The organism is Bradyrhizobium guangxiense (assembly GCF_004114915.1).
Lineage (GTDB): Bacteria > Pseudomonadota > Alphaproteobacteria > Rhizobiales > Xanthobacteraceae > Bradyrhizobium > Bradyrhizobium guangxiense.
Genome location: NZ_CP022219.1, coordinates 7126614 through 7149393, shown reverse-complemented (window position 1 = coordinate 7149393; position 22780 = coordinate 7126614). Strand labels below are relative to the sequence as shown.

Annotated in this window: 21 protein-coding genes and 1 pseudogene; 15 read left to right on the top strand and 7 right to left on the bottom strand. The window is 65.7% G+C overall.

All coding sequences use genetic code 11. The annotated features are described in order from the left end of the window. Window positions 1-4 precede the first annotated feature (4 nt). From X268_RS34225 to X268_RS34200, 6 genes are read left to right on the top strand one after another with little or no spacing between them, the layout of a single operon-like run. Entirely contained in the window at window positions 5-760 is a 756-nt protein-coding gene (locus X268_RS34225) for an ABC transporter permease (RefSeq protein ID WP_128929033.1), read from the top strand. Continuing rightward, on the top strand, window positions 739-1545 hold the full coding sequence (locus tag X268_RS34220; protein ID WP_245477731.1) for an ABC transporter ATP-binding protein: 807 nt from the start codon (window positions 739-741) through the stop codon (window positions 1543-1545). Before X268_RS34225 ends, X268_RS34220 begins: the two co-directional genes overlap by 22 nt. A 7-nt stretch (window positions 1546-1552) precedes the next feature. Beyond that, window positions 1553-2362: an ABC transporter permease gene (locus X268_RS34215; protein WP_128929031.1), complete on the top strand. Its 810-nt coding sequence runs from the start codon at window positions 1553-1555 to the stop codon at window positions 2360-2362. A gap of 12 nt (window positions 2363-2374) precedes the next feature. Continuing rightward, window positions 2375-3034 (top strand): polysaccharide deacetylase family protein, encoded by a 660-nt coding sequence (locus X268_RS34210; RefSeq protein WP_128929030.1) that lies wholly within the window; start codon window positions 2375-2377, stop codon window positions 3032-3034. Between the two features lie 3 nt (window positions 3035-3037). Continuing rightward, window positions 3038-3907, top strand: coding sequence for a fumarylacetoacetate hydrolase family protein (locus X268_RS34205; protein ID WP_128929029.1), 870 nt, complete (start codon window positions 3038-3040; stop codon window positions 3905-3907). Window positions 3908-3943: 36 nt separating this feature from the next. Further along, window positions 3944-4987 (top strand): uroporphyrinogen decarboxylase family protein, encoded by a 1044-nt coding sequence (locus tag X268_RS34200; RefSeq protein ID WP_208764408.1) that lies wholly within the window; start codon window positions 3944-3946, stop codon window positions 4985-4987. 131 nt (window positions 4988-5118) lie between these two features. Here X268_RS34200 and X268_RS34195 read toward each other — a convergent pair whose 3' ends face one another. Further along, the gene (locus X268_RS34195) at window positions 5119-6411 is read right to left on the bottom strand and encodes a Spy/CpxP family protein refolding chaperone (protein ID WP_128929028.1); all 1293 of its coding nucleotides are present in this window, start codon (window positions 6409-6411) and stop codon (window positions 5119-5121) included. Window positions 6412-6759: 348 nt separating this feature from the next. Further along, window positions 6760-7845 (bottom strand): LysM peptidoglycan-binding domain-containing protein, encoded by a 1086-nt coding sequence (locus tag X268_RS34190; protein WP_128929027.1) that lies wholly within the window; start codon window positions 7843-7845, stop codon window positions 6760-6762. Between the two features lie 181 nt (window positions 7846-8026). On the opposite strand from X268_RS34190, the gene X268_RS34185 reads away from it, so the two are divergent. Beyond that, window positions 8027-8734 (top strand): hypothetical protein, encoded by a 708-nt coding sequence (locus X268_RS34185; protein WP_430648245.1) that lies wholly within the window; start codon window positions 8027-8029, stop codon window positions 8732-8734. A 149-nt stretch (window positions 8735-8883) separates the two neighbouring features. Beyond that, entirely contained in the window at window positions 8884-11547 is a 2664-nt protein-coding gene (locus X268_RS34180; RefSeq protein ID WP_128929026.1) for a bifunctional diguanylate cyclase/phosphodiesterase, read from the top strand. 8 nt (window positions 11548-11555) lie between these two features. On the opposite strand, the gene X268_RS34175 is transcribed toward X268_RS34180, so the two are convergent. After that, window positions 11556-12533, bottom strand: a complete 978-nt coding sequence (locus X268_RS34175; protein WP_128929025.1) for a phosphatase PAP2 family protein — start codon at window positions 12531-12533, stop codon at window positions 11556-11558. 149 nt (window positions 12534-12682) lie between these two features. On the opposite strand from X268_RS34175, the pseudogene X268_RS34170 reads away from it, so the two are divergent. Beyond that, a pseudogene (locus X268_RS34170) lies at window positions 12683-12793 on the top strand (EAL domain-containing protein); the annotation flags it as partial. Between the two features lie 244 nt (window positions 12794-13037). Next, on the top strand, window positions 13038-13397 hold the full coding sequence (locus X268_RS34165; RefSeq protein ID WP_128929023.1) for a hypothetical protein: 360 nt from the start codon (window positions 13038-13040) through the stop codon (window positions 13395-13397). 30 nt (window positions 13398-13427) lie between these two features. Here the strand turns inward: X268_RS34165 and X268_RS40600 are convergent, their stop codons facing one another. Further along, entirely contained in the window at window positions 13428-13550 is a 123-nt protein-coding gene (locus X268_RS40600; protein WP_283818280.1) for a hypothetical protein, read from the bottom strand. A gap of 35 nt (window positions 13551-13585) precedes the next feature. Further along, complete coding sequence (locus X268_RS39720) at window positions 13586-13762, bottom strand: hypothetical protein (protein WP_164937441.1); 177 nt, start codon at window positions 13760-13762, stop codon at window positions 13586-13588. 290 nt (window positions 13763-14052) lie between these two features. Between X268_RS39720 and X268_RS34160 the strand changes: the two genes are divergently transcribed. Further along, window positions 14053-15180, top strand: a complete 1128-nt coding sequence (locus X268_RS34160; protein WP_128929022.1) for a lactonase family protein — start codon at window positions 14053-14055, stop codon at window positions 15178-15180. Window positions 15181-15522: 342 nt separating this feature from the next. On the opposite strand, the gene X268_RS34155 is transcribed toward X268_RS34160, so the two are convergent. Next, complete coding sequence (locus X268_RS34155) at window positions 15523-16134, bottom strand: PAS domain-containing protein (RefSeq protein WP_128929021.1); 612 nt, start codon at window positions 16132-16134, stop codon at window positions 15523-15525. Between the two features lie 287 nt (window positions 16135-16421). Between X268_RS34155 and X268_RS34150 the strand changes: the two genes are divergently transcribed. Next, window positions 16422-17312, top strand: a complete 891-nt coding sequence (locus X268_RS34150) for an efflux RND transporter periplasmic adaptor subunit (protein ID WP_164938070.1) — start codon at window positions 16422-16424, stop codon at window positions 17310-17312. 172 nt (window positions 17313-17484) lie between these two features. Here the strand turns inward: X268_RS34150 and X268_RS34145 are convergent, their stop codons facing one another. Continuing rightward, complete coding sequence (locus tag X268_RS34145; protein WP_128929019.1) at window positions 17485-18333, bottom strand: caspase family protein; 849 nt, start codon at window positions 18331-18333, stop codon at window positions 17485-17487. Between the two features lie 445 nt (window positions 18334-18778). Between X268_RS34145 and X268_RS34140 the strand changes: the two genes are divergently transcribed. The 3 genes from X268_RS34140 to X268_RS34130 all read left to right on the top strand — a co-directional run bounded on the left by X268_RS34140 (window position 18779) and on the right by X268_RS34130 (window position 22674). Continuing rightward, window positions 18779-20506 carry a hypothetical protein gene (locus X268_RS34140; RefSeq protein ID WP_128929018.1) on the top strand — a complete coding sequence of 576 codons (1728 nt, stop codon included), beginning with the start codon at window positions 18779-18781 and terminating at the stop codon, window positions 20504-20506. Between the two features lie 152 nt (window positions 20507-20658). Continuing rightward, window positions 20659-21384, top strand: a complete 726-nt coding sequence (locus X268_RS34135; protein WP_128929017.1) for a thermonuclease family protein — start codon at window positions 20659-20661, stop codon at window positions 21382-21384. Window positions 21385-21486: 102 nt separating this feature from the next. Next, window positions 21487-22674 carry a pyridoxal-phosphate-dependent aminotransferase family protein gene (locus tag X268_RS34130; RefSeq protein WP_128929016.1) on the top strand — a complete coding sequence of 396 codons (1188 nt, stop codon included), beginning with the start codon at window positions 21487-21489 and terminating at the stop codon, window positions 22672-22674. Window positions 22675-22780: the final 106 nt, after the last annotated feature.

Sequence of the window (22780 nt, the reverse complement as noted above, 5' to 3'; positions counted from 1 at the left end):
AGCGATGCAGGGCTCGCTCGCCATCAACCTCGCGCGGATCGCGATCATCGTCGCGATCCTGGCGCTGTGGGAGCTGCTGTCGCGCACCGGCATCGTCAATCCGCGTCTGCTGCCGTCTGCGTCCGACACGTTCGCAACGCTCGGTGATCTCCTGCAGCGCGCGGCGGTGCAGAAGGACCTGATGGTGACTGCGACCGAGGTGTTGACGGCGTTCGCGTTGGCCGTGCCTGTCGGGACGCTGATCGGCTTCCTGGTCGCCGAGAATCGCTACTTCGCCGACGTCGCCAAGCCGCTGCTGTTCTTCGCCTTCAGCATCCCGAAATCGATCTTCCTGCCGATGTTCATCCTGGTGTTCGGCGTCGGCTTTGCCCAGAAGGTCGGCTTCGGCTTCTTCTCCACGATCTTCATCGTGATCATGTCGACCACGACGGCGGTGGAATCGGTCAAGGTCGAGCATCTGACGGTGGCGCGCTCCTACGGAGCCACGCCATGGCAGACCGCGTTCCGCGTCTATCTGCCGAGCATGCTGCCGGTGCTGCTGGAGGCGCTCAGGATCTCCATGATCTTCAACCTCACCGGCGTGATCCTCGCCGAGATGTACGCCTCGCGCGACGGCATCGGCCACCAGATCGCGACCTGGGGCGAAAATTTCCAGATGAAGCAGCTTCTCGCCGGCGTCGTGATGGTCGCTGCGATCGCCATGACCTTCAACGAACTTGTCAGATGGGTGGAAACGCGATGCAGCCATTGGCGAACGTGACCCCGTTGAAACCCGCCCCGCGCGCCGGCGCGATCGAGGTGAAGAATGTCGGCCAGGTGTTCAAGACCCGGTCGCAAGACGTCGTCGCGCTGGAGGACGTCTCGCTCGAGATCAAGCCCGGCCGCTTCGTGGTGCTGGTCGGCCCCAGCGGCTGCGGCAAGTCGACGCTTCTGATGATGATGGCGGGGCTGCGCCAGCAGACCGCGGGCACCATCACCATCAGCGGTGCGCCGATCCTGCAGCCTGATCCCGACCGGGTCGGCGTGGTGTTCCAGGAGGCGAGCCTGTTTCCGTGGCTGACCGCCGAGGAGAATGTCGAATTTCCCCTGGCGTTGCGGGGAGTCCCCAAGGCCGAGCGGCGCGCCAAGGCGCAGGATGCGCTCAAGCTGGTCGGGCTCGAAGGTTTCGGCCGGCGACATCCGCACGAATTGTCGGGCGGCATGAAGCAGCGCGTCTCGATCGCGCGCGGGCTGGTGCAGGATCCGCCGGTGCTGCTCATGGACGAGCCGTTCGCGGCACTCGACGAGCAGACGCGCATGACCATGGGCGACGAGCTGCTGCGCATCTGGGCGGCGACCGGCAAGACCGTCGTCTTCGTCACGCACAGCCTCACCGAAGCGGTCTATCTCGCCGACGAGGTGATCGTGATGTCGGCGCGGCCCGGCCGAATCGTCGACCACCTTCAGGTCCAGCTGCCGCGTCCGCGGACCTATGAGATGCTCAGCGGCGATGCCTTCGGCAGCTTGCGCGACCGCATCTGGCGGCACATCCGGAAATCGGCGTGAGACGACGATGAGCACCAGGATCAGTGCGAAGACACTGCGATATCTGATCGTGATCGGCCTGATCGCGCTGTGGGAGCTGCTGCCGCGCACCGGGCTCATTGCCGAGCTGTTTCTGCCCTCGCTATCGTCCACGCTGATCGCCGGATGGACCGACGCGGGCGAATACGGTCACGCGCTTGCGGTCACGCTTTATGAGGTCGTGGTGTCCATGGCCTTCGCCTGCGGCGGCGGAATCCTGCTCGGCGCCGTCGTCGGCAGCCTGCCGCGCCCGCGCGTCCTGATCATGCCGATGGTGTCGAGCCTCTATGCGGTGCCGCTGGTGATCCTCTATCCGGTTTTCACCGTGTGGCTCGGCATCGGCTCGGAGTCCAAGATCGCGTTCGCCTCGATCTACGGCTTTCTGCCGACGATGCTGGCGACGGCGGCCGGCATCCAGACCATCGACCCGCAGCTCCTGCTCGCGGCCCGCAGCATGGGCGCGACGCTGAGCCAGCGGCTGGTCCGCGTCATCATTCCAGCTGCGATTCCGACGGTGCTGTCGGGCCTGCGTGTTGGCGGCGCGCTGGTGATCGTCGGCGTGGTCGTTTCGGAGATGCTGATCTCCTCGGCCGGCATCGGCTATCTGATCTCGCGCTACCGCACCATACTCGACAGCGCGCACGTGTTTGCCGGCGTGCTGCTGGTGTTGTTCCTCGCGATCGGCTTCAACGCCGTGATCCGCTGGATCGAGCGCAAGGCAGCGATCTGGCAGACCGGCACCCGCGCCGGCCAGGCCAACGACGACATTGCTTCCAGCGCGATGCAGCCGGCGACGTGAGGTAGGCCCAGCGTGTACGACTTAACCCTGACATTCGACAATGGCCCCGAACCCGACGTGACGCCGCGCGTGCTCGACATTCTTTCGAAGCGCGGCATCAAGACCACCTTCTTCGTCATCGGCGAGAAGCTCGCCGATCCCAGAAGGCGCGACATCGCCGAGCGGGCGCACCAGGAAGGGCACTGGATCGGCAATCACACCTTTACCCACAGCATTCCGCTCGGCGAGCAATCAGGGCGCGACGCCGCGGAGCGCGAGATCGGCCGCACCCAGGCCGCGATTGGCCATCTCGCGCATCCGGAGCGCTGGTTCCGGCCGTTCGGCGGCGGCGGCAATCTGGACAAGCGGCTGCTCAAGCCGTCCGTGGTCGACTATCTCACCCGCAAGAAGCACAGCTGCGTGCTCTGGAATTCCATTCCGCGCGACTGGGACGATCCCGACGGCTGGACCGCGCGCGCGCTCGACCAGTGCAGCCGGCAGCCCTGGACGCTGATGGTGCTGCACGATCTGCCGACCGGCGCGATGGCGCATCTGGAGCGCTTTCTCGACCGTGCCGCCGCCGCCGGCGCCCGATTCCGCCAGGACTTCCCGCCGTCCTGCGTTCCGATCCGGGGCGGCGCGATCGCGCTCCCCATCGACGACTATGTTTCCTCCATCGAAGAGAGTGTTTGACCAATGAAAGTCGCAAGCTTCACGATATCTGGCACGGCGAGCTATGGCATCGTCACCGACCATGGCGTCATCGATGCCGGCAAGCGCCTGAAGACATATCCCACGCTGAAGGCGTTGCTTGCGAAGGGATCGCTCGACGCATTGAGGAAACTCGCCGCCGAGAAGCCCGACTACGCGCTTGCGGACGTCACGCTGCTGCCGACGGTACCCGATCCCGACAAGATCTTCTGCATCGGCGTCAACTACGCCACGCATCTGGCCGAGAGCGGCCACCCGACGCCCGCCCATCCCATGATCTTCCCCCGCTTCGCCAACAGCCAGGTCGGCCATGGCCAGCCGATGATCCGGCCGCTGGAATCCGAGCGTTTCGACTATGAGGGTGAAATGGCCGTCATCATCGGCAAGGCCGGCCGCCGCATCTCGCGCGAGGCTGCGCTCAGCCACGTCGCAGGCTATGCCTGCTATAATGACGGCAGCATCCGCGACTGGCAACGCCACACCTCGCAATTCGCGCCGGGCAAGAATTTCGTCGGCACCGGCGGCTTCGGGCCGTGGATGGTCACGACCGACGAGTTGACCGACGTCACCAAGCAGACGTTGATCACCCGGCTCAACGGCGTCGAGGTGCAGAAGGCTCCGATCTCCGACCTCGTCTTCGACGTACCGGCGCTGATCGCCTATTGCTCGACCTTCACCGAGCTCGTGCCCGGCGACGTGATCGTCACCGGCACGACCGGCGGCGTCGGCGCCTACCGCACGCCGCCGCTCTGGATGAAGGACGGTGATGTCGTGGAGATCGAGATCTCCGGCATCGGCACCCTGCGCAATCGCGTCAAGGACGAGGGATCGGTCGCGGCAACGCGCGCGGCCTGAACAGCCGCGCTCAACAACAATAAGAAGGAGAGCCCCATGCCCATGCCAGCGCACATTCTGCCGACCACGGTGGTTGGCAGCTATCCGCAGCCGGAATGGCTGGTGAATCGCGCCATGCTGTCGAAGGTGGTGCCGCGCCCCCGCCTGCACGACATGTGGCGGTTGCCACCGGAACATCTGGAAGAAGCCCAGGACGATGCAACCATCGTCGCGATCCGCGACATGGAGCGCGCCGGCATCGATATCGTGACCGACGGCGAGATCCGCCGCGAGAGCTATTCCAACCGCTTCGCCACCGCGCTCGACGGCATCGACGCCGACAATCCCGCGATGATCGTGGCGCGCACCGGCAACACCCAGACGCCCGTGCCGCGCGTCGTCGGCCCCGTCAGGCGCAGAGGCCCGGTCGAGCTGCACGACATGCAGTTCCTGCGAGAGAACACCGAGCGTGCGGCGAAGATCACCCTTCCCGGTCCCTTCACGATGAGCCAGCAGGCCAAGAACGAGTTCTACAAGGACGAGGAAGAGCTCGCGATGGCGCTTGCCGAGGCCGTCAATGCCGAGGCGCTCGATCTGCAAAAGGCCGGCGCCGATGTGATCCAGCTCGACGAGCCCTGGGTGCGCAACAACCCCGAGCTTGCCAAGCGCTATGCGGTCAAGGCGATCAACCGCGCGCTGCAGGGCATCACGGTGCCGACCGTGGTGCATCTCTGCTTTGGCTATGCCGCCGTCGTGCCCGGTTCGAACAAGCCGGCCGGCTATTCCTTCCTGGCCGAACTCGACGACACCATTGCCGACCAGATCTCGATCGAGGCGGCGCAGCCGAAGCTCGACCTCGGCGTGCTCAAGGACCTTTCGTCGAAGAAGATCATGCTCGGCGTGCTCGACCTCGCGGACCCCGCGATCGAGAGTGTCGATACCGTCGCCGACCGCATTCGCAACGGTCTCAAGCACGTGTCGCCCGATCGACTGATTGCGGCGCCCGATTGCGGCATGAAATACATGCCGCGCGCGACTGCGTTCGGAAAGCTGAAGGCCATGTGCGACGCCGCGGCGAAGGTCAGGCGGGAGATCGGTTAGAGCATGATCGGGAAAGTGCGCAGCGGCTTTCCAAAACGATCATGATCAGGAAACAATCTCAAGCGCGATGACCATCGTGATCATCTCATCGCGCTTGAGCGGCCGTCACGCGAGGCGTCTCGGCGGCGGCCTCACGCTCCGCGCTTCGGCCCGATCGCCTCGAAGCCGGCCTTCTGCTCGTCGCTCAGGTCAGCCTCGAAATCGTCGAGCGCATCGGCAACGCCGTTCACGGCGGCAAGCATCGTCTCCAACCGCGCCTTTGCGGCGGTAAGTCGGGCCTGCGGTGTCGCGGCGGCCTCCGCCGGGCAGGCGCTCAGCGTCTGCATCGTGCGCAGCGTGGTGTCCTGAAGCACCTCGAAGCGCGCGCGGGCGGTCTCGTCGAGGCGAAGCGTGGTGGCGATGTCGCCCGCGGGCCATTGCTGCTGCACCAGCTGCTCGTATTGACGCTGCAGCTTTTCGTCATAGCGGGGATCGCTGTCGGCATCGCAGGCGCTCGAAGCCTGCGCATCCTTGCTCGTATCCTTGCGCTGCATCGAGGCCAACGCGGCGCGGCGCTCATTGGCGATGGCGTTGAGCCGGGCCTTCTGGTCGTCGTCGAGCGACCCGGTGAACTTCGCCAGCGGCGGCGCGGCCGCGTCGATGGCCTTGATCATGGCTTCGAGGCGTGCGCGCATCAGGCCAAGGCGCTCGGCGGCCGTGCCAGGCGCCTGCGCCGGGCAGGCCGCACGAATGGTGTCGCGCGCATTGGCCCAGGCGGATGCGAGCTCGTCGAGCGCGGTGCGCTGCAATTCGTTGGGCGTGATGGCCGCGGCGATGCGGTCGACCGGCAGGCCGCCGGTATCGCTGGCCTCGCAGAGGCTCTCCGCAGTGGGAACGCGTCGTCCGCGCCGGCCTTGCGGCGTGGTGTAAGCCGCGAGCTCGGTCACCGCATAGGGCGCGAAGATCGCGGCATAGATATCGCCATAGCCGTAGAGCGAGAGGCTGGTCGCATCGCCGAACACCACGGCATTGGTGAGGTCGTCATGCGCAAACGGCCAGAACACCGGGCCGACCCAGCCATAGCTGCCGTCGGGATGGCGCCACCAGCCTTGCGGGCTGCGACCGCCGCGCCAGCCGGAAAGCGCGGCTTGCGCCGTGAGCGCCGCGCGCAGGACGTAGGGGTTGGCAAGCTGGCCGCGCTCGGCGCCGCGCGAATCTTGACGGGGGTCTTGCGACCTCAAGGCAGCGGAGCGATATCGGCCACCGCGCACTGCCATGCGGGAATGGCGTAGCCGCGACAGGCCGATCACGTGGCCGACGGCGAAACGTGCAACGCCGAGCGGACCGCCGCGCAATCGGAACTGTGCCTCAGCCCTCTCAGGCAGCAGCACGGCCGCAATCAAGAGAGTCGCGCCGGTCAGCGCCAGGCCCATGCGTCCCGACATGACCGCTGACCTGACCAATTTGGCCTCCTCCCAGCTGCCCACGCGCGCACTGCGTCGCACCGGGATGACGCGCGAGGGAACCAAATGTTCCGCAGGGATACAGGCAAAGCGTCGCGGGCGACGGCTAACGGAGCCCGCGGACGTCATGCTTTTGGCGGCGGCCAGGACGCGCGCCTCGTCCTTCGGGACGACCGCTGCGCGGTCCCTCAGGATGAGGCTGAGACAGATTGGCGCCTGTTGAAATTGCCGCCGCGCCCTTCGTCCTCATCCTGAGGGCCCGCCGAAGGCGGGCGTCTCGAAGGATGGCTGCAGAGAGTACGACAGCCATGCAGTCGGACGGAGCCTGCCTCACTCCGCTTTTTGCGGCATCACAAAAGTCTGGCCGGGATAGATCAGGTTGGGGTTGTGGATCTTGTCGCGATTGGCGTTGAAGATCACTGCGTAGCGGGCGCCGTCGCCATAGGCGAGCCGGCTGAGCGCCCACAGGCTGTCGCCGCGGGTGATGACCCGGCTGCCGCCTGCCTCCGGCGCGGCGTGGAGGGCGTCGGTCGGCGAGGCCGATGCAACCGTCGTCGCCGCCGGGACCCGCGCCAACACCCTGGGCTTCGGCGCGCCGGCCAATCTTGGCCGCGCCGCGGGCCGGTCGGGCGCCGACGCAAGACGCGCCGAGGCCGACGGCAGGGCAGCGACGACATCCGATTTCTCATCCGGCTTCTCGGCCTGCGTCGTGTCCTGCTTGGTCTCTTGTCTCGCAATCTGTGCCGGGCGCGCGGGCGGCGGCGCCGCCTCGGCGATGGTCACCGGCATGGTGCGGCTGGACTGCGTGACCGTGCCGTCCGGCGCCTTGGCGCGGAGCGTCAATTCATAGGAGCCGGCCGGAAGCTGCGGCGGAGTCATCACGAACTGGCCCGCGGCGTCGGCGACCACCGCATCGAGCGGCTTGCCGTCGCGCAGCAGCTCGACCCTGGCACCCGGCGCGGCCTGGCCCGCGATCACGGCCGACTCGCCGCGCTCGTCGACGCGGGCGACATCGATACGAGGCCCGGTGTCGGCCGCCGCCGGCGGCTTGACCAGTGCGAGCTCGGGCAGCGCCGCGGCCTGCTTCTCCGTCTCGGCCACCGCGCCAGGCTTCGGCTCGGGCGCCGGCGCCGGGACTGCCGCAGGTGCTGACGGCGAAACGGCGGCAAGCTTCGGCTGTTTCGGCTTGAGCTGCGCTGATTTTGGCTCTTCCGGTTTCGGCTCCGGCTTGAGATCGGCCTTGGTCTCAGCCTTGGCCTCAACCTTGGCCTCGACCTTGGCGTCCGGCTTGGCGGCGACGATGGTCTTGGTCCCATCCGGCAGCAGGCGGCGCAGCTCGGTCGGGCCGATCACCAGCACCGTGCCGGCCAGCGCGAGCAGGCAGAAAACAATGAAGGCCTTGGATGCGGTCATCATCGGAAAAGAACCTTGGGTGGCAAATCAACCGAGGGCGGCAAGGTGCGCCGATTTGGCTGCGGCAGCAAGACGGTCGATGGGATGATAGCGCCGTCCACGCGGGTCCGCGATGAACCGGCGCCACCCCACGGGCGTCAAATCGGATGAGGCCGCATCGCGGCATTTTTTGAGGAATTTTCCCGTGACCCCATTTCGCCGTCCCGCCCCCAATCTGTCATTTGGGCTGGCGCTTGCCCTGACGCTCGCCGCGTCTTCGGCGCTGGCCGCCTCCGGCCCGCCGCCGGGCTTCGTCCTCACCGACAACCCCGACCTCGCCTTCACCTCGCCCGACGGTGCCACCAAGCTCGAGCAGTACATGAAGGACAGTGAAGATCTATTCGACGTCAAATGGCAGGTCTGGGCGCGGCGCGGCGACCAGATGACGGAGCTGAAGCCGGAGCAGGGCTATGGCGCCGGCTTCCGCTTCACCAGCGACTCGCAATGGCTGGTGCGGATGCAGAAGACCGGCTCGGGCGAGCAGGACCTGTTTCTCTATCATTTCGAGAACGGCACCTTCGTGAACGCGACGAAGAAGTCGCTCAGCGACCTCGCCTGGGACTATTTCCACAGCCGGCCCGACACCAGGTCCATGAAGCTCGACTACCACATCTCGGCCAATCTGATGAAAGGCACCGAGGATGCCTATCGCTGGCTCGGCGTTGACTGGCCCAACAACCGCTATCTCCTGATCTCGCTGTCGGGCGAAATGGACAAGCATCCGAAGAACGTCGCCGTGAAGGGCCTGGCCAACTGGCGCTGTCGCTACGACCTCAAAACCGGCAAATTCGATGTCCCGGTCATGTTCGCCAAGCAAAACGCGGAAGCGCTGAGATGGGAGATCAGACGGTGAGAATGACACCGTGACGCTGCCGAGACCCCTGGTGCGCCCCGCGACGAAATTAACTCTCTGATTCAGCTTCGATTCATGTTTTCCTAACCCTCAATGGTAACCCGGTCTTGTCGGTTTTGCTGCATCTTGCATCCCACGGGAGGGCTGCAATGGGCACATCGAACCGATGGACCGCGCGTATGCGCGCGCTGCTCCGTCGCTGGCGGGGAGCGCCGCTGACATGGCTGATCGTCGGAGGGTTCGTGCTGATGGCCGCAACGGCCGTCGGCACCGCGCTCACCGTCGACCGCTTCCGGCAGAATGCGATCGAGAGCGGCCGCGACAGCCTTGAAAACTCCGTGCGCCTGCTGGCCCGGCATTTCGACCGCGAGTTCGAGGACTTCGCGGTGCTGCAGAAGAGCATCATCGCCGAGCTGGAGAGCCGCGGCACCGAATCCGCCGATGTGTTCCGCAGCGAGATGGGCACGCTGGCTATGCACGAGGTGCTGCGCGCGAAAGCCAGCGGCTGGTCCGACATTGCCGGCGCCAATCTGTTCGATTCCAGGGGCGTGCTGATCAACTCGTCGCGGCGCTGGCCGGTCGCCGACATCTCGATCGCCGACCGCCTCTATTTCAAGCGTCTCAGGGACGATCCAACCGCGCAGGAGGAGGTGGAGGTCGTGCCCGGCCGGCTCGGCAACGGACCGGCAATCGTGTTCGCGCGGCGCGTCTCCGGCCCGCACGGCGAATTCCTGGGGCTGGTCTCGCGCGCGATCACGCCCGAGCAGCTCGAATCGTTCTTCGCCTCGACCGGCCTCGGCGAGGATTCCTCGGTCGCGATGTACCACCAGAGCGGCCAGTTGCTCGCGCGCGTCCCGCGCGTCGACACGATGATCGGGCAGAATTTCCGCAAGGGCACCCCGGAGCAGATGGAGGTTTTCCAACGCACCACCGGCTCCACGCGGCTCGTGAGCCCGATCGACGGCAAGGACCGCATCGTCGCCTCGCGCCTGCTCACCGGCGAACCGCTGGTCGTGATCGCGACCAGATCGCTCGATGCGACGCTCGCGACCTGGCGCACGCAGACGAAATTCTTCGTCACCATCGCCGTGCTTTCCATCAGCCTTCTGGTGCTCACGCTGTTCCTGATCTTCCGCCAGGTGACGCACCGGCTCTCGCTCGAGAAGCAGCGGCTCGACACCGCGATGAACACGATGACGCAGGGGCTCCTGATGTTCGATCAGGACGAGCGGCTGATCGTCTGCAACCGCCGCTACATCGAGATGTACGGCTTGTCCACTGATGTGGTGAAGCCCGGCGCCAGTTTCCGCGACGTGATCCAGCATCGTCACGACACCGGCTCGTTCCACGGCGACGTCGAATCCTATTGCGACGACATCCTGCGCAACATCGACCGCACCCAGAGCACCATCGTCGAGACCGCGGACGGCCGCCTGATCGAGATCAAGAACCAGCCTGCCGACGCCGGCGGCTGGCTCGCGACCCACGACGACGTCACCGACCGCATTCGCGCCGACGAGCGCATCGCGCATATGGCGCATTACGACGCGCTAACCGACCTGCCCAACCGCGTGCTGATGCGCGGACATCTGGAGCGGCGCATCGCCGAGCTCGGCGAGGGAAAGCCGTTCGCCATCCTCTATATCGACGTCGACGAGTTCAAGGGCGTCAACGATTCGCTCGGACACGAGGTCGGCGACGAGCTGCTGCGCCAGGTCGCGAACCGCCTGCGCGCCTGCGTCAGCGGCAACGACATGGTCGCGCGGCTGGGCGGCGACGAATTCGCGATCATCAAGGCCGGCACCAACGATCAGGCCGAGCTGACGGCGCTGGCGGAGGACATCCTCAAGGCGCTGCGCGCGCCGGTGGATTGCAAGGGCCAGGACATCCCGACCGATGCCAGCATCGGCATCGCGATCGCGCCCGACCACGGCGACAATCTCGACGACCTGCTCAAGCGCGCCGATCTGGCCATGTACGCCGCGAAGTCGGAAGGGCGCCGCACCTATCGCGTCTTCGCGCCCGAATACGACGCCAAGGCGAAGGCGCGCCGCCAGCTCGAGCTCGATCTGCGTCAGGCGCTGCTCCGCGGCGAATTCGAGGTGCATTACCAGCCGCTGGTCGATCTCGCGGCCAATGTCGTCACCGGCTGCGAGGCGCTGTTGCGCTGGCGCCATCCGGAGCGCGGCATGATCTCGCCTGCGGACTTCATCCCCGTGGCGGAAGACACCGGGCTGATCGGCGAGATCGGCGAATGGGTGCTGAAGCAGGCCTGCCTCGAAGCCGCCTCCTGGTCCGGCCAGATCCACATCGCGGTCAACGTCTCGCCGGTGCAGTTCCGCTCGCGCACTCTGGCGCTCAAGGTCGCCGCGGCCCTCGCCGAATCGGGGCTGGCGCCCGGACGGCTCGAGCTCGAGATCACCGAGACCGTCCTGATCCGCGACGACGAGGAAGCTCTGACGATCCTGCAGCAGCTGCGCGAGCTCGGCGTACGCATCGCGCTCGACGATTTCGGCACCGGCTATTCGTCGCTGAGCTATCTGCACCGCTTCCCGTTCGACAAGATCAAGATCGACCGCAGCTTCATCAACGACATCGGCCGGTCAGAGGATTCCTCGCCGATCGTGCAGGCCGTGGTGCACATGGCCGCCGCCCGCCACATGGCGACCACCGCCGAAGGCGTCGAGACCGAAGCCCAGCGCGAGGTGCTGCGCCAGCTCGGCTGCAGCCAGATGCAGGGCTGGCTGTTCAGCCCGGCGGTACCGGCGGCGAAACTGAAGCAATTGCTGGCGGCGCAGGCGGTTGCGGCTTAGCAAGGCGGTTATTTCGGAACGTGGACGAATGCTGCGGCATTTTCGCCAGCCAAGGCGAGCTGCCTTCGTTCCCCCGTCAGGCGGGCGAGAGCGCGTTGCACGGCGAGCCAGCTCAAGAGCGCGATCGCCAAGCCGGCGATGACGTCACAAAAATAGTGGCTTCCATCCACCGGCGTCGCCGCGATCATCGCAACATTGAGCACGGCAGCGATGCTTCCGACATATCTGACCGGCCACAGCGCCAACAGGAAGAGCAATCCGAGTGCGGCATGCAGGCTCGGGAAGCTGATAATTCCGTCGGCGCCCTCCGCGACGAGCTGACGGACGGTTCCGTCGCGCAATCCAAAGAATACGGGAAGAGGCAGATCCCGCGTTACCGGTACGATAGCCGGAGAATTGATCGAAGATAGATTCAGGTGCCCCCAGACGCCCTGCGCCGGCATCAGGGTCGACACGCCGATCGTCACAAGGGTCGTCAGCACGAAGCTCAGCATGAAGACGCGCAATCGTGGCGCGTGCCCTGCCGCAGCCAATACGACGACGATGGCCGTCGCTTGCACGGCAAAACTCGCATAGGCTAGCGCCAGTGTCCGATGTAGAAGCGGCACGGCGTTCATTGCATCGAGCCAGGACATCCAGTCGAAACCGAGACGCCGGTCCAGCGCGGCGAACGTCCCGTCCCAGAGCGGGAATGCCGCGCTCGCCGCGACATAGGACAGAGGAGCCGCCACCGCCGCAAATGCGATGATCTGGGCTGCGCCGATCAACGCGCTGGCGAGAGCCGCGTCCTTCCTGACGGTCGCGTAGAACCAGCTCATCGACATGAGCAAGACGGCGACGAGAGCAGGTTTCCAGAATGAAATCCATTCGATCCGGAAGGGCCCCAGCATCGCCGCGATGAACACGACAGCGGCCGTGCCCCCGACTGCAATCCAGACGATGCGATCGGCGTGCTTCGAGGCGTCGGAGTCGAGGGGCTGGGTCATGGCGGCGCGATCGACCACGGCGGCGGCCAGGAACGGCCGGCGGGATGTCGTATGATACGACGACTTCAGGTGGGATTTCCTTTACCGGACGAAGACTGAAGGAATCGTTGCCCGGACCGTTTAATTGCCGTCAGCCGGCAGCCCCCCTGTCGCTGAGCTACCTGCACCGCTTCCCGTTCGACGAGATCAAGATCGACCGCAGCTGCATCAACGACATCGGCCAGTCAGAGACCTCCTCGCCGATCGTGCAGGCCGTGGTGCTGCACCAATAGCGAAAGTTGGACCCTGCCGGCCGGGAACGCTGCCACCGCGCTGATCTTCACCCGCTGCCCTCCGCCGTGTCGTCTTGAAACTTTGGATCAAACCTTCGACCTCGCGGTTATCGCCTCGCTGAGACGGCCGGGAACTCCGGCCGGTGGGCATTGGCCAACATTGCATCACGCGTATCGCAGGCGGTTTTTCGCCTGCGCGGTCGCGCGTGTGCGGGAGAGCGAGCGAGGCAGCATGGCAAGCGTGGCTTTCAGGATGATCCCTCTCGTCGCGGTGACGGCCATGATCGGCCTCACCGCGCAGGCCCGCGACGACGGCCGCTATGCAAACTCTCCCCTCAAGGGCTGGTTCGAAAGCCTGCACAGCAAGGGCGGCGGCCCCTGTTGTGCCGATGCTGACGGTACGGCGCTGGCCGATGTCGACTGGGAGACGCGGGACGGACATTACCGGGTGCGGCTCCTCGGCAACTGGATCGAGGTGCCCGACGACACCGTCATCACCGAGCCCAACCGCGCCGGGCGCACCATGGTCTGGCCCTATTACGTCAATGGCCGCCCCATGATCCGCTGCTTCATGCCTGGCAGCATGACCTGAGCCGCGACGAACTCCGCAAGGTCGGGTCGCTCACATCGACCGTCTGGCAGACTGCACTTCGACGAAATCGGCGTCGGGGTGGCTGACGATGGTGGCGACCATGATGCCGCTGATGATGAGCGACCAGGCGGTGTTCCAATAGATCCAAAACACGTACCAGCCTCCATTTGCGGCGCGCCCCCTGCGCGCTATTTTGATTTGGTCGGCGCCACCGCCCGATCGGTTTGACCGGTGTGGCGCTTTGCCACGACGTCCTCATCGCGCTCGCCGTCGCGCGGACGCGGCGGCGACTTGGGGAGGCCAGCCTGGCTGCCATGCTTGCCACCCATGTCGGGCTTACCTTCAAGATCGTTTTCGCGGGGCATACGGGTTCAATGCGCTGGCGCGACATTGGTTCGCGTTGCGCCGGCCGTTTTCAGCCCTGACCGAGATCATGAGATCGCCGCGGTTTGCAGCGCACACTTTCGGGCGCCCGGCACCTTCGGCACGCGAACGAATCCGACCAGATGCGGGAACGGCGGTGCGGTAGGTAGCCCGGCGACCGATACAATTTCGGCATCGATCAATCCCAATTCGAATTTGGTCCGGCGGTGCGCCGCCCGCTATCCTCATGGGCAAAATGACAATGCCGCGATGCGGCCTTCAGGAGGAGCGCATGTTGAGACCGACCCGACGCACCACATCCAAAGCGCCACGCGCCGCGATCGCCACCTCCCTGTTCGCTGTCCTCACCGTCATCTCTGGAGTCCACGCCGGCATGGCCGAGACCTTCGCTTATGTCGGCAACGCCGACAGCAACGACATCAGCGTGTTCAAGATGACCGAGAGCGGCGAGATGATGCCGGTGCAGACGGCCGCCTTCAAGGGCGTCGACAAGCCCGGCTCCTCGACGCCGCTCGCGATCACGCCCGACCATCGCGTGCTGATTGCCGGAATCCGCTCGCAGCCGTACCAGGCGGTGAGCTTTGCGATCGATCCCGGGACAGGCCAGCTCAGCCATATCGGCAACGGACCGCTCGCCGACAGCATGGCCAATATCGCCATCGACCGCAGCGGCAAATTCCTGTTCAGCGCCTCCTATGGCGGCAACAAGGTCGCGCTGAATCCGCTTCTTGCGAATGGCGTCGCCGGCGAGCCAAAGCAGGTGATCCCGACCGGGCTGAACGCGCACGCCTTCGTGCCCTCGCCCGACAGCCGCTTCGCGTTTGCGACCAATCTCGGCTCCGATCAGGTGTTGGCTTTCGCGTTCGACGCCACGACCGGCATCCTGACACCGAATGATCCGCCGGCCTACAAGGTGCCGGAGAAATCGGGGCCGCGGCATTTCGTGTTTCATCCGAGCGGCAAGTTCGTCTATCTCGTTCACGAGCTGAACGGCGACGTCGCCGCATTCGCCTATGAGGCCCGGAGCGGCGCCTGGACCGAGATCCAGCGCGCCACCGCGCTGCCGGAAGGTTTTTCCGGCAAACCTTGGGCCGCCGACATCCACATCACCCCGGACGGCCGCTTCCTCTACGCCTCCGAGCGCACCACGAACACTCTCGCCGCCTACAAGGTCGACGCCACCAGCGGCAAGCTGACCATGATCGGCAGCGTGCCAACCGAGAAGCAGCCGCGCGGCTTCCACATCGACCCCTCCGGCCGCTACCTCGCCGCGGTCGGCGAGCTCTCCGACAGCATGACGGTGTATGCGATCGACCAGAGCAGCGGCGCGCTGGCCAAGCTGAAATCCTACCCCACCGGCAAGAAGCCGAACTGGGTGGAATTCCTGAAGCTGCCGTAAGGGGCCGCCACGACCGACCTACGTAAACATCCGTAATTTCGGATCGCGCGCCTTGGCTTCATATCTGCGCCATGGATCGGCAAATAGTATTCAAGTGTCCCCAGACTGGCATGAACGTGCAGCATCGGCTTTGCGAGGAGCCGGCCGGGCACACGCACATTTCCGTATCCTGTCCGGCCTGCCCCCGCCTGCATCTCATTGATCGCGCCCCCGGCAAGCTGCTGGGCGAGCCTCGCCGTTGACGGGTAGCCTAAAGCGCAATGTGAATCGTCGTCGCGCTTTAGGTTATCGTTTAACCATGATCCTTTCGGAAAACCGCTGCGCACTTTTCCGGTTCATGCGTCAGGACCGCGCCGCGACCTGTGCCGTGACGTCCTCGACGTGGTGCAGCAGATAAACCAAATGCCCCGTCGTGTCGTGGATCGGCGAGTTGATCGGCTGCCAATGCCGCTCGATGAAGGTCCCGCCGGGATCGCGGATGTCGTAGCGCTGGATCGCCATGGCATGGGCCCGCCCGGTCTCGCCAACGATCCTCAAGCTGCTGTAGAGGTTGCTGACGCCATCGGCCAGTGGATCGTCGGGATTATCGGGGAATATCTCGAACAGCGACCGGCCGACGACGTCGGCCCGGTCGGTCAAGGTCGCGGCGGCATAGGCGTCGTTGATGTCGACGATCACGAGGCCCGGGCCCGGATCCAGCAGCATATAGGGATGCGGTGAGGCATCGAATTCGGGCTGGAATTGCTGGCGGATCGTGTCGGCACCACTCTGCTGCCGCCGGCGCTGGTCGATCGGCGACGTGTCGGCACCGGACTCCGCCGAGCTCAGCAGCGCCAGCTGGCGCTTCGCTGATGCCAGCAGCGCGCGCACGGTGTTCTGCACCGTCGGGTCGGCCGCTTCATTGAGCAGGCGCTCGAAATGAACGATATTCTGCTCGCAAACGAACCGTTGCATCGCCTTTCAATCGCCAGCTGTGCGGCTAGAACGCCGCCTTATTCTGATACTAGTTCCATACAGGCAGCTCCGGCACATGAGAAGACCGTGAAGTCCGCACTTTGGGAGTAGTCTTGACCCGGGCGCGCCACCGATAAGAAGCGAACCTGTTCTCTAATCCCGCGACTAATCAAAGACTTGCCGTGATGGCCCGCGGCGGTGTGGCTCCCTTTCTGGGACAACGCTGCCGTAGTCCGCAAACCTGTCATCTGCTATCGATTGGAGGCATAGAACCCGTGGAATTTCCGATGCGTCACTTGCCCCGTGCCGTCGTTCGTCGCCTGTGTCCCGCGGCCGTCGCCAGCCTGCTGGTCCTCGGTCAATCTCCCGCCAGAGCCGCCGAGGACGACGCACCCAAGGGGCCGGCGGTCACGGTGCTGAAGGTCGCAAAATCCTGCTTCTCCGACATCGTCGAGGCCACCGGCACGATCATCGCGCGCGAGGAGACGTCGGTGCGGCCCGAGCGTCCCGGCTTGAAGGTCACGGACGTGCTGGCGGAAGCCGGCGACACCACCACCGCGGGCCAGGTGCTGGCGCGGCTGGCGCTCCCCGAGGGCGGCACGCTGCAGGTCACCGCGCCGGTGGCGGGCGTGATCGCGACGTCGACCGCTCAGATCGGCAATTTCGCGTCTGCCAAGGGCGAGGCGCTGTTCACGATCGTGGCGCGCAGCGAATACGATCTCGTCGGCCTCGTGGCGACCACCGACGTGCGCAAGCTCGCCGTCAACCAGCCGGCGACCGTGCGGATCGCCGGCGCCGGCGACATCGAGGGCAAGGTGCGCCGCATCGGCCCGACCGTCGAGCCCAACATCCAGCAGGGCATGGTCTATATCGGCATCTCCTCGCAGAAGCGGCTGCTGCTGAAGGCGAGCGGGCGGGCGCTGATCAAGACCGGGCAGAGCTGCAACGTCGCGGTGCCGCTGACAGCCGTGCAATATTCCTCCGCCGGCACCGTGGTGCAGGTGATCCGCCGCAACCGCGTCGAGACCAAGCGTGTCGAGATCGGCCTGATGTCGGGCGGCAATATCGAGGTCCGCGAAGGCCTCAATGAAGGCGACGTCGTCGTCGCCCGCGCCGGCGCGCTGTTGCGTGAAGGCGATCCGGTGCGCCCGGCGATGGCCGCGGAAGCGGCGAAGTAGCGAGATGCTTCATCCTCCCCTGAGGGGGAGGGTCGCTTCGCATGCAGCGAAGCGAAATGCGACGCGGGGTGGGGTGATCTCTCGGCACGGGCACTGTTCGTGGGGAGAGATCACCCCACCCCGCTCGCGCTTGCGCGCGATCGACCCTCCCCCTCCAGAGGAGGGTAAGAAACTAGCCGCCGGCTTCGCCGAAACGGACGTCTTCGAGCAGCGAGGAGGAGACCGTCGGGACCTGGTCGCCCTCGCTGGCGCGGGAGATGGCGAGGCGGGGCTTGTTGAAGACGCTTTCGGCGCTGCCCTGCGCATTGAGGTTGTTGAGCAACTCGCCGACCAGCACGCTGTGCTCGCCCTTGCCGTCGTCGACGACCTTGCCGGGCGAGGCCGACGTGAGAACCAGCGCGTTGTCGGAGGCGCTGATCGGCGCGAGGCCGTGGCTGTAGGAGCGGAAGCGGCGCTCATAGGGATTGCGACGGGAGGCATCGACGACGACGAGCTTGGCCTTGGCGCCCTGCTCCTTCATCATGTCGAGCACGCCCTCGATCGACACGCCCTGGCGGCGGACGTCCTTTTCCTTCCAGATTACGGCATCGACCGGCAGCATGTAGCTCTCGCGGCCGGCCTGCACGCCGTAGCCGCCGAAGAACAGCATGACGACGGTATCGTGCTTGATCCGCGACTTCAGACGGCCCACGGCGCGAACCATGTCGTCGCGGGTCGCGTCTTCCACCATATCGACGTCAAAACCGTTCTTGCGCAGGGAGGAGGACAGCGCGCGGGCGTCGTTGATCGACTGCGTCAGCGGCGCGCTGGCGTCGGGGTAATGTCCATTGCCGATAACCAGGGCAAGGCGCGAGCTCTGGCCGATCGAGCCGGTGATCTGGTCGGTCGAAACAGCCTTGGCGGCATCGATTGCACGCATGTTGAGAGCAGCATGGGCGCCGATCCCCAGCGAGACCGAGCCGATCAGGGCCGCGGCCAGCGCGATGGTGCGTCGGGAAAGGTCGAGCTGCTTTACATTCATCTCGGTTCGTTTCCTGTGCCAAAGACCAGCCAAGCGCGCGCATACCGTTTGAGTAGCGCGATAGCGTCTTTAGGTTTGAGGGATTGGCCGGGGATGTGTCCCCGAATTGCGCGCAATTTGCGGCGCCGCACCAAACAAACCTTTAACCGGATATAGTGCGCCCGGCAATAGATTGCCCAAAATTTGAGCTAAGCGACTGAAGATGTTCGTTAATTCCCCCGGACAGATTTCCGCATTTTTTGCTCCCCCGGAGCTTTCCTGCGGCGGATCATGCAGCCCTCATGCCGATATCTTCCGTGACCTCCATCACATTTGTATTTCCTACGAATCCGGGTAGCCTTTTCAACGACTTGCAAGGGGGTGGCGCGTGGCTGGGAACGCGTCGGCTGGCCCCCGGCCAAGATCCCGCCGAAGACCCGCCAAAGTCCCCGCGACCAGGTATTTCATGAGCTTTCATTATTTCGCCGGCGCCGCCTGCCGGGCGCTGCTGGCGCCCAAGGACGGCCCGTCGCTTTACGATGTGTGCGATCCCGTCTTGTCGGGGCCGGCCGGGGCCGATCCGCATCTGGCCAAGTTCTACAAGACCGCGCTCGGCAATCCCGCACTGCGGGTGCTGCTGCGGCGGGCCGGGCTGCCCGAGCTGCGCGACGCGGCCCGGCTGAAGGCCCTGCGAAAGGCGCTGGCTCGCGCCCGCGACGAGGCCGAGCCCGACTGGGCGGCGGTCGGCCAGCCAGTCGCCGATCTCGTCGACAGCATCGCGCTCGATCATCCCAGGCCTCCGCCGGCGATGTTCACCGGCTCCGCGCCGCCCGCAGCGCAGATCGACGGCGTGATCCGCGACTGCGCGCAGCATCTGCTCGGCTCGTACCGCAAGAACGGATTCCTGCCGACCTACGCCGCCTTCAACCTGATCGGCGATCCCGATTTCCGCGGTCGCGAGCTGATCATGGCCCTCACCGGCCTCAACGCCCGCGGCTACAAGAATTCCTCGCTGCTGTTCAACCTCGCGCGCGTCTTCATCGCGCGCTCGAAGGCCGCCGCCGTCGTCAATCCGCCCTGGCGGGGCATCGCCGAGCCGATGTGGGAACCGGTGCAGATCCGCCACCGCTCGGCCTATTACGACGCATTCTTCATCGAGGCGCTGTTGAGCTATGGCGAGAGCGGGCTCGCCTCACAGGCCGACAAGATCGCGGCAGAGCGCGTCATCGCCGACATGGTGAATTTCTGCGTCAACATCAGTCGCGAGGAGGTCGAGGGCATCGACGGCGCGCGCTTCAACGTCGTCACCGCGCTGGCGCCCGCGCCGCATCCACGCTTCTCCCGCTATTTCGCGCAGATCAAGCAGGACCTCGGCTTCGGCATTTACGTGCCCGACTGCGACACAACGGCGTGCTCGATCTCGGCCGCGACGCAGGCCGGCTGCACCGATCCCATCATCGATCAGCCGCTGCTGGACTTCTACTCGGGTTATCAGGTCCGCGCCGGCGTCAACGAACCGCGCGTGACCGTGCCGCTCAATGACAATATCGACTATGAGGGTGGGATCGCGACCTGGATCGACAACCTCAAGGGCGAGCGCCCCTACGGCAACGACCTCGATCCGACGCTCAATCTCGACATTCTCGAGGTCAGCTTTCGCAACCTTGCGCGCTGGAAGATCCTGGAGACGCCGTCGCGGCTCGCCACGGTGCATCGCATCATCGGCTTCCAGAAGCGGCTGGCGGCGAGCGGCGCCTTCGCCAATCCGCGCTCGCACATCTATTACCTGCCGGAGCTCTACAGCGCCTATTTCGGCCGCTGCTATGCCGCCTTCCTGGCGCTGCCGCTGACGGCGCAGGCGGCGATCGACCCTGGCGGCGATTTCGACTTCATCCGTCATCGCGTGCTCTCCTACGTCAAGGGCGAGCTGATGGCCGCGGAGATGAATGCATTCGATGCAGCGCTCGCGCTGATCGCGCTCGGCCATCTCGGCGCCGATCCGCGCGCCTTCGCGCCGGCGCTGAACGTGATCGTCGGTGCCGTCGGCGAAGGCGGCCGCCGCGGCCCGTTCCGCGCCTATGAGTGGAACAAGATGAAGACGCCGACGCGGATCCTGGTGGGCGGGCCGGAGGTGACGTCGGCCTTCGTGCTGATGGGCCTTTCGATAGCGAAGCGGGCGATGGCGCGGGGGTGAGGCTTCTCTCTTACCCTCCCCTGGAGGGTAAGCGAAACCCACCACAATGACGGGAAGTTGAAAGCTCAATCGTCGGGCATAAGCTGGCCGGGCGGCCAAAAGCCGACCACAATTGCGCGGCTTATCAATCGTTTCATCACACGCGGACCGGCATGTTGCGAAAATTTCTGATTGCGCTGTCCTTGCTCGCTCTTCCCTCGCTCGTGCACGCCGCCGACATCACCGGCACGGCAAAAGTCCGCGCCGGCGATGCCGTCGTGATCGGCAACACGCGGATCCGGCTCCGCGGCATCGACGCGCCCGCGGTCGACCAGCTCTGCCTCAACACCAAGGCCGAGCGCTGGACCTGCGGCGTCGCGGCGCGCGACGAGCTCGCCAAATATGCCGACGGCAAGAATTGGGTTTGCCACACGAGGTCGATCGACCGGCGCGGCCGCACCGTGGCGCGCTGCGAGGTCGGCGGCGAGGACATCCAGAAATGGCTGGTGCGCAGCGGCTGGGCCCTGGCCTACACCCGCATCTCCAAGGACTACGAGCCCGACGAAGCCGCCGCGCGCGAGGCCAAGGCCGGGATGTGGCAGGGCGCCTTCATCGCGCCCTGGGACTGGCGCGTGCGCAACAAGAAGACCACCATCCTGGGCGCGACCAAGCCGCCCGACGGGGCGCATGCGGTGCTGCTCGCCTCGGCCTCGGGGCCGGTCGCGCCGTCCCCTGATTGCACCATCAAGGGCAACGTCAACAGCGCCGGCGAGTGCATCTATCATCAGCCGACCAGCCGCTGGTACACCCAGATCAAGATGAAGATCAGCAAGGGCACGCGCTGGTTCTGCTCGGTCGAGGAAGCCGAAGCCGCCGGCTGCCGCGAGACCAAACGATGACCCAGCCCTGCATTTTGCGTGCTTTTCTTGGCTTCCAGCAGCGCGTAAGAGTGTGACTTGGCGACCCATCAACCTGTCCTCCAGCAACAAGGACCAAGAGCAATGACCGTTCGCGCGGGCCGGGAATTTCTGGCCATCCCCGGGCCCACCACGATGCCCGACGAGGTGCTGCGGGCGATGCATCGTCCGGCGATCGACATCTATTCCAAGCAGATGCTCGATCTGACCGAGAGCCTGCTCAGCGACATCTCGAAACTGTTCGCCACCAAGGGCAAGTCCTACATCTACATCGCCAACGGTCACGGCGCCTGGGAAGCGGCGCTGAGCAACGTCTTGTCGCGCGGCGACAAGGTGCTGGTGCTGGAGAGCGGCCGGTTCGCGATCGGCTGGGGCAACGCGGCCGCGCTGATGGGCGCCGAGGTCGAGGTGCTCAAGGGCGACTGGCGCCGGGCGGTGCGACCGCACGAGGTCGAGGAGCGCCTGCGCCGCGACAAGGAGCACAGCATCAAGGCCGTCGTCGTGGTCCAAGTCGACACCGCCTCAGGCGTGCAGAACGACATTGAGGCGATCGGCAAGGCAATCAAGGCGAGCGGACATCCGGCGCTGTACATGGTCGACACCGTGGCGTCGCTCGGCTGCATGCCGTTCGAGATGGACAAATGGGGCGTGGACGTCGCGATGTCCGGCTCGCAGAAGGGCCTGATGACGCCGCCCGGCCTCGGCTTCGTCGCCGCCAATGCACGCGCGCTCGAGGTGCACAAGAAGGCCAACATGGCGACGCCCTATTGGAGCTGGAGCGAGCGCGAGGGCACCGAGAACTATCGCAAATATGCCGGCACCGCGCCGGTGCATCTGTTGTTCGCGCTGCGCCAGGCGATCGACCTCTTGCACGAGGAAGGGCTCGAGAACGCCTTCCGCCGCCACAGCCTGCTCGGCGAGGCCGCGCGCCGCGCCGTCTCGGTCTGGGCGGAAGGCCAGGTGCTCGGCTTCAACGTCGCCGAGGCCAGCGAGCGCTCCAACACCGTGACCACGGTGACCATGAGCAACGGCCATGATCCGGCCGTGCTGCAACGCTATTGCAAGGACAGATGCGGCGTCGTGCTCGGCACCGGCATCGGCGATCTCTCCGGACAGGCCTTCCGCATCGCCCATATGGGCCACGTCAACGCGCCGATGCTGCTCGGCACGCTAGGGGTGATCGAGGTCGGCCTCAACGCGCTGAAGATCCCGCACGGCAAGGGCGGGCTGGAAGCGGCGGTGTCGTATCTCGGCGACGAGGTGGCGGCGTAGGGCGCGGGCCATAATCACGGCTGTCGTCCCGGACAAGCGGAGCGCTGGCAACGCGCAGCGTTGTCAGCGTGAAGCGCAGATCCGGGCCCCATAGCCACAGGAAGTG

What these genes read in the sequence shown, in the direction of transcription:
- X268_RS34225 (WP_128929033.1), top strand. Translation starts at nt 5, where the DNA reads ATGCAGGGCTCGCTCGCCATCAACCTCGCGCGGATCGCGATCATCGTC.
- X268_RS34220 (WP_245477731.1), top strand. Translation starts at nt 739, where the DNA reads ATGCAGCCATTGGCGAACGTGACCCCGTTGAAACCCGCCCCGCGCGCC.
- X268_RS34215 (WP_128929031.1), top strand. Translation starts at nt 1,553, where the DNA reads ATGAGCACCAGGATCAGTGCGAAGACACTGCGATATCTGATCGTGATC.
- X268_RS34205 (WP_128929029.1), top strand. Translation starts at nt 3,038, where the DNA reads ATGAAAGTCGCAAGCTTCACGATATCTGGCACGGCGAGCTATGGCATC.
- X268_RS34200 (WP_208764408.1), top strand. Translation starts at nt 3,944, where the DNA reads ATGCCCATGCCAGCGCACATTCTGCCGACCACGGTGGTTGGCAGCTAT.
- X268_RS34195 (WP_128929028.1), bottom strand. Translation starts at nt 6,411, where the DNA reads ATGTCGGGACGCATGGGCCTGGCGCTGACCGGCGCGACTCTCTTGATT.
- X268_RS34190 (WP_128929027.1), bottom strand. Translation starts at nt 7,845, where the DNA reads ATGATGACCGCATCCAAGGCCTTCATTGTTTTCTGCCTGCTCGCGCTG.
- X268_RS34180 (WP_128929026.1), top strand. Translation starts at nt 8,884, where the DNA reads ATGGGCACATCGAACCGATGGACCGCGCGTATGCGCGCGCTGCTCCGT.
- X268_RS34175 (WP_128929025.1), bottom strand. Translation starts at nt 12,533, where the DNA reads ATGACCCAGCCCCTCGACTCCGACGCCTCGAAGCACGCCGATCGCATC.
- X268_RS34165 (WP_128929023.1), top strand. Translation starts at nt 13,038, where the DNA reads ATGGCAAGCGTGGCTTTCAGGATGATCCCTCTCGTCGCGGTGACGGCC.
- X268_RS39720 (WP_164937441.1), bottom strand. Translation starts at nt 13,762, where the DNA reads ATGCCCCGCGAAAACGATCTTGAAGGTAAGCCCGACATGGGTGGCAAG.
- X268_RS34160 (WP_128929022.1), top strand. Translation starts at nt 14,053, where the DNA reads ATGTTGAGACCGACCCGACGCACCACATCCAAAGCGCCACGCGCCGCG.
- X268_RS34155 (WP_128929021.1), bottom strand. Translation starts at nt 16,134, where the DNA reads ATGCAACGGTTCGTTTGCGAGCAGAATATCGTTCATTTCGAGCGCCTG.
- X268_RS34150 (WP_164938070.1), top strand. Translation starts at nt 16,422, where the DNA reads ATGCGTCACTTGCCCCGTGCCGTCGTTCGTCGCCTGTGTCCCGCGGCC.
- X268_RS34145 (WP_128929019.1), bottom strand. Translation starts at nt 18,333, where the DNA reads ATGAATGTAAAGCAGCTCGACCTTTCCCGACGCACCATCGCGCTGGCC.
- X268_RS34140 (WP_128929018.1), top strand. Translation starts at nt 18,779, where the DNA reads ATGAGCTTTCATTATTTCGCCGGCGCCGCCTGCCGGGCGCTGCTGGCG.
- X268_RS34135 (WP_128929017.1), top strand. Translation starts at nt 20,659, where the DNA reads ATGTTGCGAAAATTTCTGATTGCGCTGTCCTTGCTCGCTCTTCCCTCG.
- X268_RS34130 (WP_128929016.1), top strand. Translation starts at nt 21,487, where the DNA reads ATGACCGTTCGCGCGGGCCGGGAATTTCTGGCCATCCCCGGGCCCACC.